The sequence below is a fragment of the Achromobacter sp. 1011811831 genome (assembly GCF_059760905.1).
The window spans coordinates 20,866-35,735 of sequence record NZ_JCBANG010000030.1; the positions used below are offsets into that span (position 1 = coordinate 20,866).

A 14,870-nucleotide genomic window follows, 5' to 3' on the forward strand; every position below is an offset into this window, starting at 1 on the left:
GGATTAATTAAATTCCATCATGAGTGACCGATATGGACTACGATCCGGATCTTCTGCGCGCATTCATCGCGGTACACGAGACGGGCGGTTTCACGCGTGCCGGCAAGCGTCTGCACCTGAGCCAATCAGCGGTCAGCCATCAAATCCGCAGGCTGGAAGAGCAGGCGGGAACCGCGCTGCTCAAGCGCACGACCCGCAGCCTGACCTTGACCGAGGATGGTGAGGAATTCCTGCGCCATGCCGAGCAGATCCTGCGGGCGCAGGATGCGCTGGCGATACGCTTCCAGCGCTCCGCCGTGACGGGCGCGGTGCGCTTCGGCGTTCCGGAAAGCTATGTGGGCGACCGCCTGCCGCCCATGCTGGCGCGCTTCTCGCGCCAGTTCCCCGCGGTGAGGCTGGATGCGACGGTGGACACGTATCTGGCCTTGCGCGACCAGATAGACGCCGGCCTGCTGGACCTGGCGGTCACGCTGTCGCTCGACGAGGACCCGGCGTCGCCCCTGTTGCGCCGGACCCGGTTCGTGTGGGCGGCGGGAGAGGGGTTCGACGTGGCCGCGCATGCGCCGCTGCCCCTGGCCCTGGCGCCCAGACCCTGTCTGCACCGGGAGGTGGCGACACGCGCGCTGGAAGATGCGGGGCGTGAATGGCGGCTTGCCTTCACGTCGCTCAGTCAGCAAGGGCTGCGCGCGGCGGTGAAGGCCGGCCTGGCCATCACCGCCATTCTTCAGGAAGACCTGGAACCGGGAATCGTGGAGATCGACGCCGAAGCCGGTTTGCCGCCCTTGCCGCAAGCCAGCTTCCGGCTGCTCTGGAGCGCGTCGGGAAGGACGCCCGCCGCGCAGGCGCTGGCGGGGCAGCTGATCGAATCGTGCGTTGCGGCTTCTGCATAGCGCGGCCGTCAACGCCGGGGCCGCGCGTCGGCGTTCAGGCGCGTTGCGCCACGTCGGCGATATAGGCGCAGAACATGTCCGCCATGGCATCCGCATAGGAGTCGATTTCCGCCTTGCTGCGCGCGTGGCCTGAAAAGACCTTGCCCACGGCGCTCAGCGTGGTGGATATCAAGCCGCCCACCAGGGCCAGGTCGGCCGGCGAGGCCTTGGGCATCACCTCGCGCATGAAGGCGCGAAAGGTTTCCTCACCCGCCGCCCGCGCTTCGCGGGCCTCCGGCGCGTCGCGATAGAGCGGGGCGGCGTCGCTGAGCGCGACCCGCATCTCGGCTTCCTCGCACTCCGAACGGACAAACGCATGCACCAGCGCCCGTAGCCGTTCCAGCGGCGGCCTGGCCTGGTCTTCCAGGATGCGGCTCAGCATTTCCTGCGTCTGGCGCCATTCGTCGCTCTGCAGCCGGAACAGGATGGCGGCCTTGTTGGGAAAGTATTGGTAGACCGAACCGACGCTGACGCCGGCTTTCTCGGCCACGCGCGCCGTGGTGAAGCGGCCGGCGCCTTCCTGGGCCAAAACCTGAGTAGCGGCTTGCAGGATGGTGGCCACGAGTTCGGCCGAGCGCGCCTGCTTGGGCTGCTTTCTAGAGGAGATCTGCGGGGGATTGCTCTGGCTCATGGCGGCTGGGCGGGTCGAAAGAGAATGCGAATAGAAAACGCGAAGGATTAGTCGCATAATTTTAACGCGACGAATTATTCGCATTTTATCCCGATGACGGCGAAAAAGCGCATTCCAAGGAGACAAGGAAGACGCCCGCCAACCGGCATCGAACGCCCCGGCGCCGACCGAAAACGGCCCGTGGCGCCGCTCTCTCCTGGACCCAATCATGACAAAAGCACATACCCAGCACGCGTCGCCCTCGACGCTTGCGCCCCCCGTCACCAACGTGGTGATCAAACTGCTGCCGCTCACGCTGGCGGTATTCATCGGCTTCCTGGTCATCGGCATGCAACTGCCCGTGCTGCCGCTGCACCTGCACGACACCCTGGGCATGGACACGCTGGTGGTCGGCCTGGTGGTCGGCTCGCAGTTCGCCGCGGCCCTGCTGTCGCGCTCGTGGGCCGGCAACTACGCCGACATGCGCGGCGCCAAGCGCGCCGTGGTGGCGGGCTCGGTGGCCGCCGCCGCCTCGGGCCTGCTCTATCTGGCCTCGCTGGCCTTTCTTGACGCGCCGACCACGTCGGTGTGGATCCTGGTGGCTGGCCGCATCCTGCTGGCCATGGGCGAAAGCCTGATCGTCACCGGCGCGATGGGCTGGGGCATCGGCCTGGTCGGGCCGCAGAACGCCGGCAAGGTCATGGCCTGGAACGGCATCGCCATGTACGGCGCTTACGCGCTGGGCGCGCCCGCCGGCGTGGTCGTCAACGGCCTGTGGGGCTTCAGCGGCATCTCGGTCGCCACGCTGTTCGTGCCCATGCTGGCGCTGGCCGTGGTGGCCGGCGTGCGCGGCATCGCCCCCACCAGCCAGCGGCGCACGCCGTTCTACAAGGTGCTGAGCGCCGTCTGGGCGCCCGGCATGGGCCTGGCCCTGTCCAGCGTCGGCTTTGGCGTCATCACCGCCTTCATCGCCCTGCTGTTCGCGGCCAAGGACTGGGGCAATGCCTCGCTGGCCTTCACCGCGTTCGGCGTGGCCTTCATCGGCGCCCGCCTGTTCTTCGGCCATCTGCCCGACAAGATCGGCGGCGCCAAGGTCGCGCTGGTGTGCGTGATCATCGAAGCGGCCGGCCAGCTGCTGATCTGGGGCGCGGACACGGCCGTCATGGCCTACATCGGCGCCGCGCTCACCGGCTTCGGCTATTCGCTGGCCTTCCCCGGCTTCGGCGTGGAAGCGGTGCGCCGCGCGCCGCCGCAGACCCGCAGCCTGGCGATGGGCGCCTACGTCGCGTTCCTGGACATGTCGCTGGGCATCACCAGCCCGTTGGCCGGCCTGCTGGCCGACGCCGGCGGCATCGCCTCGGTGTACCTGGCCGGCGCCAGCGCCGTGGCCCTGTCCGTGGTCGTGGCCTTGAAGCTCTTGTTCGGTGCATCCAAGGGAAATCGTCATGCGTGATACGAATACCTCCGCGGGCGGACCCGGCATCCGCCTGCCCAAGGCGGGCAACCGGCGCACGGCCGTGATGCGCATCCGGCCTTTCGTCATCAGCCTGGTCGGCCTGGCGCTGGTGTCCGGCGGTTTGTACGGCTGGCGCGCGGCGCGGGCCGGCGTGGCCAGGCCGGCAGAACGGCCGCCATTCCTGGTCTCGGTCGTCCAGGCCGAGCCGCGCAGCGTCGCCGGTTCGTTGCGGGCGGTCGGCAGTCTGCAGGCCGTGCGCGAAGTCATGCTGGCGCCGGACACGGCGGGACGCGTGACCGCCATTCTCTTCACGGCCGGGCAGACCGTCAAGGAAGGGGCCGCGCTGGTCCAGCTGTTCGACGCGCCCGAGCAGGCAGACCGCGCGGCCGCCTCGGCCAAGGCCGATTTCGCGCTGCTGCAATTGCGGCGCTCGCAGGGATTGGCGCCCAGCGGCGCCGAGTCGCGCGAGGTGCTGGAGCAGCGCAAGGCCGAGGCGGCCCAGGCCGTCGCCGCCGTCCGGCAACTGGACGCACGCATCGAGCAGAAGCGCGTCCAGGCGCCGTTCGCCGGCCAGATCGGCATCCGGCGCGTCAACGTCGGCCAGTACCTGAACGCGGGCGAACCCGTAGCCACGTTGACGCAGCTCGATCCGCTGTACGTGAACTTCACGCTGCCGCAGCAGGACCTGCCCAGGCTGGCGCCCGGCGCGACCGTGCAGGTGAGCGTGGACGCCGTGCCCGGCCGCGTGTTCGAGGCCAGGGTCAGCTCCATCGAGCCGCGCGTCGACAGCCAGACGCGCAACGCCACGGTGCAGGCCGTGCTGCCCAACCCCGACCACCTGCTGCAGTCGGGCATGTACGCCACGGCCGCGCTGGTGTTGCCCGCGACCGAGAGCGCGGTCGTGCTGCCTCTCACGGCGATCCAGACCTCGGCTTCCGGCGACAGCGTGGTGCTGGTCCGCGACGCCAATGCGCAAGGCGTGGGCAAGGCCGTCGCGGTGCCGGTCACGACCGGCCGCCGGCTGGGCGAGGAAGTGCTGGTCACGCAAGGCATCCAGGCCGGCGACCTGGTGGTGACGGCAGGACAGAACCGCCTGCCGCCGGGCGCCGTCGTCAGGATCAAGGGCGCCGATGCCACGGCCGGCCCCGCCCCGGCCGCGGCGCCCGCGCCGGGCGCGGCAACGAGGAAGTCGTCATGAGCTTCACCGACATCTTCATCCGCCGGCCCATCCTGGCGCTGGTGGTCAGCCTGTTGATCCTGCTGATGGGCGCGGCCGCCGTGTTCTCGCTGCCGGTGCGGCAGTATCCGTACCTGGAAAACGCCACCGTCACCGTGACCACGTCCTTTCCGGGCGCGACGCAGGAGGTGATGCAGGGCTTCGTCACCACGCCGATCTCGCAGTCCATCGCCACGGCCAGCGGCATTGAATACCTGAGTTCGACCACCACCCAGGGCAAGAGCGAAATCAAGGCGCGCCTGGTGCTCAATGCCGACGCCGACCGCGCCATGACCGAGATCCTGGCCAAGGTGCAGCAGGTCAAGTACCAATTGCCGGCCGGCGTCACCGATCCGGTCATCAGCAAGTCCACCGAGGGAGGCACGGCCGTGCAGTACGTGGCCTTCTTCAGCGACACGCTGACCATCCCGCAGATCACGGACTTCGCAAACCGGGTCGCTCAGCCGCTGTTCGCCGGCATTCCCGGCGTCGCCTCGGTCGATATCAACGGCGGCCAGACGCTGGCGCTGCGCATCTGGATCGATCCTGTGAAGCTGGCCGCGCGCGGCCTGTCGGCCGGCGAGGTCGCGGCGGCGCTGCGCGCCAACAACGTGCAGGCCGCGCCCGGCCAGCTCAAGAGTTCGCTGACCGTCACCAACATCAGCGCCGCCACCGACCTGCGCGATGTCGAGGACTTCCGCCAGATGGTGATCCTGTCCAAGCCCGACGGCGGCGTGGTGCGCCTGTCCGACGTGGCGACGGTGGAAATCGGCGGCCAGAACTACAACAACGCGTCCTTCGCGTCCGGCGTGCCGGCGATCTTCGTGTCGCTGTATCCCTCGCCGGAAGGCAATCCGCTGGAGATCGTCAAGCAGGCCAAGGCGCTGGTGCCGAAGATCCGCGAGATGGCGCCGCCGGGATTGAGCGTGATGCCCAACTACGACGTGGCGAAGTTCGTCAACGCCTCGATCGAGGAAGTCAGGGAAACGCTGGTCGAGGCCGTGGTGATCGTGATCGCGGTGATCTTCCTGTTCCTGGGCACCTTCCGCGCCGTCATCATTCCGGTCGTGACCATTCCGCTGTCGCTGATCGGCACCGCGGCGCTGATGCTGGCGTTCGGTTTTTCCATCAACCTGCTGACCTTGCTGGCGATGGTGCTGGCGATCGGGCTGGTGGTGGACGACGCCATCGTGGTGGTCGAGAACATCCATCGGCACGTCGAGGACGGGCTGTCGCCGGTGCGCGCGGCGCTGCTGGGCGCGCGCGAGATCGTCGGGCCGGTGATCGCCATGACCATCACGCTGGCCGCCGTGTACGCGCCGATCGGCATGATGGGCGGCCTGACGGGGGCGCTCTTCAAGGAATTCGCCTTCACGCTGGCCGGCTCGGTCGTCGTGTCTGGCGTGGTCGCGCTGACCTTGTCGCCGGTGATGAGCTCGATGTTGCTGGATGCCCGCCAGAACGAGGGCCGGCTGGCCAAGCTGGTGGAGCACTATATGGCGTCGCTGGCCGAGCGCTACCGGCGCGCGCTGTCGCGCACCCTGGCCGCGCGCGGCGCGGTGCTGCTGGTGGGCGTGGCGGTGCTGGCCGCCATCGTGGTGCTGCTGCTGGGCATCCGCCGAGAGCTCGCGCCCACGGAAGACCAGGGCGCGGTCATCGTCATCGCCAAGGCGCCGCAGTACGCGGGGGTGGGCTATACCGCGCGCTACGCCGCCCGGGTCGAGCAGATCTTCGAATCCATCCCCGAGTTCGACAGCAGCTTCATGCATATCGGCGGCACCGGACGCGGGCAGAACCAGATGCTGAGCGGCGCGATCCTGAAGGACTGGTCCGAGCGCTCGCGCTCGTCCATCCAGATCCAGGGCCAGATACAGGCGGCCGGCGGCGCGATCGACGGCGAAACGCTGACGGCCGTGCAGTTCCCGGCGCTGCCGGGCTCCAGCGGCGGCCTGCCGGTGCAGATGGTGCTGCGCTCGCCGGAGGACTTCAAGACGCTCTATGACACCGCCGAGAAGATCAAGGCGGCGGCCTATGCCAGCGGCCTGTTCGTCTACGTGCAGAACGACCTGGCCTTCGACAGCCAGCAGGCGCATGTCGCCATCGACAGCGCCAAGGCGCGCGAGATGGGCGTGACCATGCAGGCCATCGCCGAAACCCTGGCGGTGCTGGTGGGCGAGAACTACGTCAACCGCTTCAATTTCCATGACCGGTCCTATGACGTGATCCCGCAGGTCAGGCAGGACGACCGGATGACGCCGGAAGACCTGGGCCGTTTCTACGTCAAGACCGTCACCGGCGCATTGGTGCCGCTGTCCACCGTCGCCCGCGTCGAGACGCGGCCCCAGGCCAACCAGCTCACCCAGTTCGGCCAGATGAACTCGGCCACGCTGGTCATGCTGCCCCGTCCCGGCATCAGCATGGGCGAGGCCGTCGCGTTCCTGCAATCGCAGCCGCTGCCGGCCAGCACCAGCGTCGACTGGCTCAGCGACAGCCGCCAGTTCGTGCAGGAAGGCAACCGGCTGTGGGTGTCGTTCGGCTTCGCGCTGGTGGTGATCTTCCTGGTCCTGGCGGCGCAGTTCGAGAGCCTGCGCGATCCGCTGGTGATCCTGGTCACGGTGCCGCTGGCCGTCTGCGGCGCGCTGGTGCCGCTGTGGCTGGGCTACGCCACGCTCAATATCTACACCCAGATCGGCCTGGTCACCCTGATCGGCCTGATCTCGAAACACGGAATCCTGATGGTCACTTTCGCCAACCATATCCAAGAGCATGAGAACCTGAGCCGCATCGAAGCCATCGAGAAGGCGGCGACGGTGCGCATGCGTCCCGTGCTGATGACCACGGCGGCCATGGTCGCCGGCCTGGTGCCGCTGCTGTTCGCTGGCGGCGCGGGTTCGGCCAGCCGGTATTCGATCGGCGTGGTCGTGGTGATGGGCATGCTGATCGGCACGCTGTTCACGCTGTTCGTGCTGCCCACGATCTACAGTTTCATCGCCAAGGACCACCGGGCGGCGGCGCAAGGCGCGCGCGCCCGCGAACTGGCGTCGGAGGCGGGTCATGCGCATTGAGTCATCGCAGCGCCCGGCGGGCAGGGCGCGCGCCCTTGCCGCGCCCTTGCTGCTGGCGCTGGCCCTGAGCGGCTGCGCCAGCGGGCCCGACTATCGCGCGCCGGCGATGCCGTCGGCGGCCTCCGGTCCGTTCGTCAGCCAGTCCGAGCGCACCAACGCCGGCGCCGAGCTGCCAGCGGACTGGTGGCGGCTGTACGACGACGCCACGCTCAACGGCCTGTTGCAGGAAGCGCTGGCCGCCAATCCCGACCTGCGCGCGGCGCTGGCCAACCTGGACAAGGCCCGCGCGGTCTACGGCCAGGCCCGGGTCGGGCTGCTGCCGTCCACCCAGCTGTCGGGCGGCACGCGCTATGGCCGCAACAACGCGGCTGGCGGCGGTGACGGCCCGGCGCCCCGGCAGTGGAGCTACAGCGGCGGGCTGGATGTGGCCTACGAGGTGGACCTGTTCGGACGGGTGCGGCGCGACATCGAGGCGGCCCGCTACGACGCCGACGCGGTCGCCGCGGCCTATGACGCGGCCAGGGTGCTGGTCGTGGCCGACACGGCGCGCGCCTACCTGAACGCCTGCGCCTATGGCGAGTCGGAGCAGGTGGCTCGCGCGTCCATCGCGCTGGCGCGGCGCAACCTGGACCTGATCAGCGAGCAGGAGCGCGCCGGTTCGGCTTCGCGCCTGGACGCCGAGCGGGCCGGCGTGGCGCTGGCGCGCACCGAGGCGGCGCTGGCGCCCATCGAGGCGCGGCGCAGCGCCGCCTTGTTCGAACTGGCGGCGCTGCTGGGCCGCACGCCGGCCCAGGTGCCGCAGGCCGCGCGAGCATGCGCCAGCCCGCCGGAGCCGGGCGGCGCGATCCCGGTGGGCGATGGCGCCGCGTTGCTGCGCAGGCGACCCGATCTGCGCCAGGCCGAGCGCAGGCTGGCTGCCGACACCGCGCGTATCGGCGTGGCCGTGGCCGATCTCTATCCGCGCGTCACGCTGGGCGCGTCCGGCAGCTACCTGCGCAATGACACGCTCACCGGCGACCGCGCCTGGTCGTTCGCGCTGGGTCCGCTGGTGTCCTGGAGCTTTCCCAACATCGCCGCCGCGCATAGCCGCATCGAGCAGGCCGAGGCGCAGAGCACGGCCTCGCTGGCCCGCTTCGACGGCGCGGTGCTGAACGCGCTGAAAGAGACGGAGCAGGCATTGAGCGCCTATGACGCGGCGATCCGCCAGCGCGATGCGCTGGTCCAGGCCCGCACCCGCGCCGACAATGCCTTCCGCCTGGCCGAGCAACGCTACCGCGCGGGTTCGATCAGCTATCTGGACGTGCTGGTGGCGCAAGACAGCCTGGTCACGGCGATGTCGCAGGAGGCTGCCCTGAAGCAGCAGGTCGGCTCCGCGCGGGTCGACGTGTTCAAGGTCCTGGGCGGCGGCTGGGAGCCGGGCGTCGTGAACTGACGGGGGCGCGCGCGGGGTGGCCGCGGGCGCGTCAAGCCGCCTGCGCCTCGCGCGCGATCAGCTCGCGCTTGCGCTCGATGCCCCAGCGGTAGCCGGCCAGCGAGCCGTCGGTGCGGACCACGCGATGGCAGGGAATCGCCAGCGCGATGTTGTTGGTGGCGCAGGCGCGCGCCACGGCGCGCACCGCCGCCGGCGAGCCGATGCGCTCGGCGACCTGCGCATAAGTGGCGGTGGCGCCGACCGGAATCTCGCGCAGCGCCTCCCACACGCGGCGCTGGAAGGCCGTGCCGCGCACGTCCAGCGGCAGGTTCAGGCCCAGCGACGGATCTTCGACGAAGCCTACCACCTCGGCCACCCAGCGCTCGAACTCGGCGTCGGCGCCGATCAGGCGGGCCTTGCTGAAGCGTTCCTGCAGGCCGCGCACCAGGTGTTCGGGGTCTTCGTGCAGCGCGATTTCGCAGATGCCGATGGCGCTGGCCGCCACCAGCAAGGCGCCCAGCGAGCATTGCGCCACGGCGAAGCGGATGTCCACGCCGGCGCCGTGCTGGCGATAGGCGGTGGGCGTCATGCCCAGCATGGCGGGCGCGGCCTCGTAGAAGCGCCCGCTGGAATTGAAGCCCGCGTCGTACATGGCGTCCGTGACGCTGGCGCTTTCGCGCAGCTGCTGGCGCGCGCGGCTGGCGCGCAGCGCGGTGGCATAGGCCTTGGGCGTGACGCCGGTGGCGGCCTTGAACACGCGATGGAAATGGAAGCGGCTCATGCCGGCCTGCTCGGCCAGCGTGTTCAGGTCGGGCGGCTGCTCCGCCTCGAGCGCGCGGCAGGCGCGCTCGACGGCGGCGGCGTGCTGGGGGCTGAGGGGGGCGGCGGCTCGGTTCATGGGGTGGGGCTCCTCGGGCGCGCGCGATTGCGCGCTGGAGAAATGGTGCCAAATGCCCGGCCGCCGCGCACTCCGCTTATTGCGGACGGCTGGCGGCGGGGGCGCAGAGATCCAGGAAGCGGCGCAGCAGCCCGCCGGCGACCGGCGTGGCGCGCACATTGGCGGCCAGGCCGGGCACGTCCAGGTTTTCCGCCATGTACTTGCGCTGGTAGCGTTCCAGGTGGGCGCGCACGAAGTCCGGGCCGAATTCGGGGTGGAACTGGGTCGAGAACACGTTCGGCCCGACGCGGAACATCTGGTGCGGATCCTGGTCGGACCGGGCCAGCACGGCCGCGCCCGGCGGCGGCTGCAGCACGGTCTGGGCATGCAGCATCTGGGCCGGGAAGCTGGCGGGCAGGCCGTCCAGCAGCTGGTCGCCGGACGCCGGCGGCAGCAGCTCCACGGTCTGGGTGCCCAGCTCGCTGCCGGTGGGGTTGTAGCCGACCTTGCCGCCCAGCGCGTGGGCCAGCAGCTGGTGGCCGTAGCAGACGCCGAACATGGGCAGTCCGGCGGCGGCTGCCTCGCGCAGCCAGGCGGCGGTGTCCTCGCTCCAGGGCTCGCGGTCGGTGACCATGGCGGGCGAGCCGGTGATCAGGGCGGCCCGGTAGTGCTGCGAGTCCCGGGGACGCGCGCCTTCATGCACCGGCACCACCTCGACCTCGCCAGCTTCCAGGCCCGCCGCCATGGCCATCTGCTCGGCATAGCTGCCGAACCGTTCTTTCAGGGAGGGTTCCGGATCGCCGGTGTGCAGGATCAGGACGGGTAGGGCGGGGGGCGTTGCGGTCATAGGTCCATATATTGAATACACGCTGCCCGTGCGGAACAGCGTCTGCCATAGCCGCATCATAATCCAGCGCCAGACTGGGCACGGGCGGCGACGTGCACGCTCCGTCCCGGAAATACGTACAATCCGCTGGATATTGACATTCTTTCCTGAGGCGAACCGGACACTATGTGGATATGGCTGGGATTGGCCGCGCTGGCGCTGATTGGCGAACTGGCGACGGGAACGTTCTATTTGCTGCTGGTGGCCCTGGGCCTGGCGGGCGGCGGCGTGGCGGCCTGGCTGAACGCCGGCCTGGAATGGCAGTTGCTCGCCTGCGGCGCCGTGGTGCTGCTGGGGCTGGTCATCTTGCGCAAGACCCGCGTGCTGAAAAAGCGCGAGGTCGACGCGGCCAGCAATGCCGACGTCAACCTGGACATCGGGCAGATCGTGTCGGTGGAAGCCTGGTCCGACAACCGCACGGCCCGCGTCTGGTATCGCGGCGCTCACTGGCAGGCCGAACTGGCCGAGGGGCACGCGCCCCATGGCGGCGAGCATGTCATCACCGAATTGCGCGGCACGCGCCTGGTGCTCACGCCCAGGAACGCATCCGGCGGCGCGCGCTAGTCCCGGTCCGGCGGGGCCGGCCAGGGGCGCCTTGCGCGAGCGGGGCGCCCAGGCAATCATCCAAGAAGAGGGATACACACCATGATCGAAACTTCCACCATCGTCCTCCTTGTCATCGTGGCGCTGGCGATCCTGATCGTCATCAAGGCGATCGCCATCGTGCCGCAGCAGCACGCCTGGGTCGTCGAACGCCTCGGCAAGTTCGACCGCGTGCTGTCGCCGGGCGCCGCCTTCGTCATCCCCTTCATCGAGCGCGTGGCCTACAAGCACTCGCTCAAGGAAATCCCGCTGGACGTGCCCAGCCAGGTCTGCATCACGCGCGACAACACCCAGCTGCAGGTCGACGGCGTGCTGTATTTCCAGGTCACGGACCCGATGCGCGCATCCTACGGCGCGTCGAACTACATCCTGGCGATCACGCAGCTGGCGCAGACCACGCTGCGTTCGGTCATCGGCAAGATGGAACTGGACCGTACCTTCGAAGAGCGCGACGCCATCAACAGCACCATCGTGTCCTCGCTGGACGAGGCCGCGCTGAACTGGGGCGTGAAGGTGCTGCGCTACGAGATCAAGGACCTGACGCCGCCCAATGAGATCCTGCGCTCGATGCAGGCGCAGATCACCGCCGAGCGCGAGAAGCGCGCGCTGATCGCCGCGTCCGAAGGCCGTCGCCAGGAACAGATCAACATCGCCACCGGCGAGCGCGAGGCCGCCATCGCCCGCTCCGAGGGCGAGAAGCAGGCCCAGATCAACCAGGCCCAGGGCGAGGCCGCCGCCGTGCTGGCCATCGCCGAAGCCACCGCCAAGGCGGTGACGCAGGTGGCCGAGGCGGTGCGCCAGCCCGGCGGCATGGAAGCCGTCAACCTGAAGGTGGCCGAGCGCTATGTCGAGGCCTTCGGCAACGTGGCCAAGCAGGGCAACACGCTGATCCTGCCGGCCAACCTGGCCGACGTGGGCGGCATGATTGCTTCGGCCATGACCATCGTCAAGGGCACCAAGACCGGCTGAAGACCCGCCCGCGGGCGCTTGCAAGATGATCGCTCCCGTCCATTTGCTATCGATCGCGGCGCTGGCGGGCTTGCTGTCCTTGTGCGTGCTGGGATCGCTGGCGCGCAGCGGCATGGCCGGCATCGGCGAGAGCATCCGGGCCAACCTGCTGACGCTGGCGGCTTTCGGCGGATATGCATTGCAGGTCACGGCCGCGCCCTTGTGGTTGTCCGTGCTGCTGCCCAATGCGCTGGTCGCATTGGCGCTGTGCTGCTATTTCACGGGCGTGCGGCGCATGATGGGGCGCACGGTGCCGCGGCGCCTGATGGCGCTGTCGGCGATCGCGGCCTTGCTGGCGGTCGCGGCGTACACCTATGTCGATCCGCGCGTGGCGCTGCGCATCTCCGCCATGTCGCTGCTGCAGACGGGCTTCATGCTGGCCACGGCCGCGACGGTGCGCGGCGGCATGCCGCAAAATCGTTCGCGCTACGCCTATTGGTTCGTCTGGACGGTGGCCGCCGTGTCGGCGGCCGTGTGCGGGCTGCGCGCGCTGCTGTACATGACGGGCGTGGCGCACACCTGGGCGCTGCTTGAAGCCACCACCTGGAACGTCGTCTTCCTGACGCTGGGGCTGCTGACGCTGCCCTGCCTGATGCTGGGCACCATCATGATCATCCATGACCGCATGCTGGCCGAACGCGAGCAGGAAGCGAACACGGATTTCCTGACCGGCCTCTTGTCGCGCAAGGCCTGGTGGCTGCAGGCCGAGCGCTATTGCGCCCAGGCCCTGCGCACGCGCCGGCCGCTGACCTTGCTGTTGCTGGACATCGATCACTTCAAGCGCATCAACGACCTGCACGGCCATGCCGTGGGCGATGCCGTGCTGCGGCACTTCGGCCTGCTGGCGATCGCCACGCTGCGTTCCAGCGACCATGCCGGCCGGGTCGGGGGCGAGGAGTTCGCGGTGATGTTTCCCGACTCGCGCGGCGAGGCGGTGATGGAGGTGGCGGGGCGCCTGCTGGAATCGGTGCGGCGCACGCCTTGCGGCCATGGCGGCGGCGCGATCTCGTATACGTTCAGCGCGGGCGTGGCCGAGTGGATCCCGGGCGAAAACCTGCAATCGCTGTTCGAGCGCGCCGACCGCAAGCTGTACGCATCGAAGGCCGCCGGGCGTAACCGCATCAGCGGGCCAGGCGTCGAAGCCGAGCCGGCCGAGCGCGCGGCGATCACGGCCTGAGCGGGGCCGGCCCTGGGGCCGGCAAGCGCGGCTAGTTGTCCTTGCGGCGCGTGTCGTGCTTCATCAGCCGCTCTTTCTCGCGCTGCCAATCCTTCTCGCGCGAGGTGTCGCGCTTGTCGTAGAGTTTCTTGCCGCGGCCGAGCGCGAAGTCCAGCTTGATGCGGCCGTTCTTGTAGTGCAGGTTCAGCGGCACCAGCGTGTAGCCGCGCTGCTCGACCTTGCCGATGAGCTTGCTGATTTCCTCGGCTTTGAGCAGCAGCTTGCGCGTGCGCATGGCATCGGGATGGATGTGGGTCGAGGCCGTGGGCAGGGGGCTGACGTGCATGCCCAGCAGGAACAGCTCGCCGTCGCGCACGATGACATAGCTTTCCTTGAGCTGCACGCGGCCGTCGCGGATCGCCTTGACTTCCCAGCCCTGCAGGACCAGGCCGGCCTCGTAGCGGTCCTCGATGAAATAGTCGTGCGTGGCCTTGCGGTTGTCGATAATGCTCATAAAGCCTGTTCTGTTCTTCCCCCTGGCAAGCAGGAGTGGGTCTTTGCTCTGGGGTGTATCACCGGAGTGCGCAGCAGTGCCCGCGCCGCAATTCCGCCCGGGGTTGGGATGGACGCGCGGGACCGGTAAAATCTTGTCATTCTAGCCATTTGCGATAGTCGATGCACAAAGTACAACGATCCGTCCTGGTGCCCTACAGCGCCGCCCAGATGTTCGATCTGGTCGCGGACGTGGAAAAGTACCCGGAATTCATGCCCTGGTGCGGCGGCGCCGAGGTCCAGACCCGCGACGAGCACGGCATGCAGGCCTCCATCCTGATCAGCTTCGCGGGCATGAAGCAGCGCTTCACCACGCGCAACACGCACGTTTATCCCGACCGCATCGACCTGCGGCTGGTGGACGGCCCGTTCTCCAGCCTGGTCGGCCACTGGGAATTCCAGCCGCTGGCGGAAGACGCCTGCAAGGTGCTGTTCACCATGGAATACGCGTTCTCGAACCGGGCGCTGGAAATGGTGGTGGGGCCGGTGTTCAACCGCATCGCCACCAGCTTCATCGATTCCTTCACCAAGCGCGCGCAGGCCAAGTATGGCGAGTGAGGATATCGGCGTCAGCGTCTGCCACGCGCTGCCGGACCAAGTCTGGACGCGGGTGCTGCGCCTGCCGGCCGGCGCGACGGCGGCCGAGGCCATCGCGGCCAGCGGGTTCGCCGCCGATTTTCCTCGTAACGACCCTTGGCAGGCCGGCGTGGGCGTGTTCGGGCGCGCGGTCAGGCCGGATACGGCCTTGAACGACGGCGACCGCCTGGAAATCTACCGTGGCCTGACCTTCGACCCGAAGGAGTCGCGTCGCCGCCGGGCCGAGCACCGGCGCGCGCGGACGGCCCGGAACGGACGCGAACGGCCCGCCGGGCTGCTCTAATGCCAGGGCGTCGTCGCGGCGCTGCCGGCACATTGTCGCTGCCGAGACAAATCCCGCCCGCGCTTCGGGCGTAACATGAACCCCGGTTGGGCGCCTCGCAGCGCCGTCAGGCGTGTTTGCGCTTACGTTTACGTCAACGTCATGTCAAAATCGACGGGCTGACGTTCACGAGACGGCAGCGATGCCGACAGACAATACTCATACCACCGGGAGACTAGGCT

At 69.0% G+C, this 14,870-nt stretch carries 14 protein-coding genes; 10 read left to right on the forward strand and 4 right to left on the reverse strand.

All coding sequences use genetic code 11. The features are described 5' to 3' along the window. The first annotated feature begins 32 nt into the window (after positions 1–32). On the forward strand, positions 33–890 hold the full coding sequence (locus tag AC6LJ9_RS13655; protein WP_498147965.1) for a LysR family transcriptional regulator: 858 nt from the start codon (positions 33–35) through the stop codon (positions 888–890). 34 nt (positions 891–924) lie between these two features. Here AC6LJ9_RS13655 and AC6LJ9_RS13660 read toward each other — a convergent pair whose 3' ends face one another. Continuing rightward, on the reverse strand, positions 925–1,560 hold the full coding sequence (locus tag AC6LJ9_RS13660) for a TetR/AcrR family transcriptional regulator (protein ID WP_498147966.1): 636 nt from the start codon (positions 1,558–1,560) through the stop codon (positions 925–927). A 208-nt stretch (positions 1,561–1,768) separates the two neighbouring features. Here AC6LJ9_RS13660 and AC6LJ9_RS13665 point away from each other — a divergent pair, with 208 nt between their 5' ends. Genes AC6LJ9_RS13665 through AC6LJ9_RS13680 form a run of 4 tightly spaced genes read left to right on the forward strand, consistent with a single transcriptional unit; the run spans position 1,769 to position 8,708 of the window. Next, positions 1,769–2,992, forward strand: coding sequence for an arabinose transporter (locus AC6LJ9_RS13665; protein ID WP_498147967.1), 1,224 nt, complete (start codon positions 1,769–1,771; stop codon positions 2,990–2,992). After that, positions 2,985–4,193, forward strand: a complete 1,209-nt coding sequence (locus AC6LJ9_RS13670) for an efflux RND transporter periplasmic adaptor subunit (RefSeq protein ID WP_498147968.1) — start codon at positions 2,985–2,987, stop codon at positions 4,191–4,193. The genes AC6LJ9_RS13665 and AC6LJ9_RS13670 overlap by 8 nt, the downstream gene beginning before the upstream one ends. Beyond that, the gene (locus tag AC6LJ9_RS13675; RefSeq protein ID WP_498147969.1) at positions 4,190–7,276 is read left to right on the forward strand and encodes an efflux RND transporter permease subunit; all 3,087 of its coding nucleotides are present in this window, start codon (positions 4,190–4,192) and stop codon (positions 7,274–7,276) included. The genes AC6LJ9_RS13670 and AC6LJ9_RS13675 overlap by 4 nt, the downstream gene beginning before the upstream one ends. Then, entirely contained in the window at positions 7,266–8,708 is a 1,443-nt protein-coding gene (locus tag AC6LJ9_RS13680) for an efflux transporter outer membrane subunit (RefSeq protein ID WP_498147970.1), read from the forward strand. The genes AC6LJ9_RS13675 and AC6LJ9_RS13680 overlap by 11 nt, the downstream gene beginning before the upstream one ends. Positions 8,709–8,739: 31 nt before the next feature. Here the strand turns inward: AC6LJ9_RS13680 and AC6LJ9_RS13685 are convergent, their stop codons facing one another. Continuing rightward, entirely contained in the window at positions 8,740–9,585 is an 846-nt protein-coding gene (locus AC6LJ9_RS13685; protein WP_103274091.1) for a bifunctional transcriptional activator/DNA repair enzyme AdaA, read from the reverse strand. A gap of 76 nt (positions 9,586–9,661) precedes the next feature. Then, positions 9,662–10,411, reverse strand: a complete 750-nt coding sequence (locus AC6LJ9_RS13690) for a glutamine amidotransferase (protein ID WP_498147971.1) — start codon at positions 10,409–10,411, stop codon at positions 9,662–9,664. A gap of 165 nt (positions 10,412–10,576) precedes the next feature. Here AC6LJ9_RS13690 and AC6LJ9_RS13695 point away from each other — a divergent pair, with 165 nt between their 5' ends. The 3 genes from AC6LJ9_RS13695 to AC6LJ9_RS13705 all read left to right on the forward strand — a co-directional run bounded on the left by AC6LJ9_RS13695 (position 10,577) and on the right by AC6LJ9_RS13705 (position 13,238). Continuing rightward, complete coding sequence (locus AC6LJ9_RS13695; protein ID WP_212320472.1) at positions 10,577–11,014, forward strand: NfeD family protein; 438 nt, start codon at positions 10,577–10,579, stop codon at positions 11,012–11,014. Positions 11,015–11,095: 81 nt separating this feature from the next. Further along, positions 11,096–12,022, forward strand: a complete 927-nt coding sequence (locus AC6LJ9_RS13700) for an SPFH domain-containing protein (RefSeq protein WP_212320470.1) — start codon at positions 11,096–11,098, stop codon at positions 12,020–12,022. A 25-nt stretch (positions 12,023–12,047) separates the two neighbouring features. Further along, positions 12,048–13,238: a GGDEF domain-containing protein gene (locus tag AC6LJ9_RS13705; RefSeq protein WP_498147972.1), complete on the forward strand. Its 1,191-nt coding sequence runs from the start codon at positions 12,048–12,050 to the stop codon at positions 13,236–13,238. Between the two features lie 31 nt (positions 13,239–13,269). Here AC6LJ9_RS13705 and smpB read toward each other — a convergent pair whose 3' ends face one another. Next, positions 13,270–13,764 carry an SsrA-binding protein SmpB gene (gene smpB / locus AC6LJ9_RS13710; RefSeq protein WP_283093843.1) on the reverse strand — a complete coding sequence of 165 codons (495 nt, stop codon included), beginning with the start codon at positions 13,762–13,764 and terminating at the stop codon, positions 13,270–13,272. 128 nt (positions 13,765–13,892) lie between these two features. Between smpB and AC6LJ9_RS13715 the strand changes: the two genes are divergently transcribed. After that, on the forward strand, positions 13,893–14,327 hold the full coding sequence (locus AC6LJ9_RS13715; protein ID WP_103274097.1) for a type II toxin-antitoxin system RatA family toxin: 435 nt from the start codon (positions 13,893–13,895) through the stop codon (positions 14,325–14,327). Then, positions 14,317–14,649, forward strand: a complete 333-nt coding sequence (locus AC6LJ9_RS13720; protein WP_498147973.1) for an RnfH family protein — start codon at positions 14,317–14,319, stop codon at positions 14,647–14,649. The genes AC6LJ9_RS13715 and AC6LJ9_RS13720 overlap by 11 nt, the downstream gene beginning before the upstream one ends. The last annotated feature ends 221 nt before the right edge of the window (positions 14,650–14,870 follow it).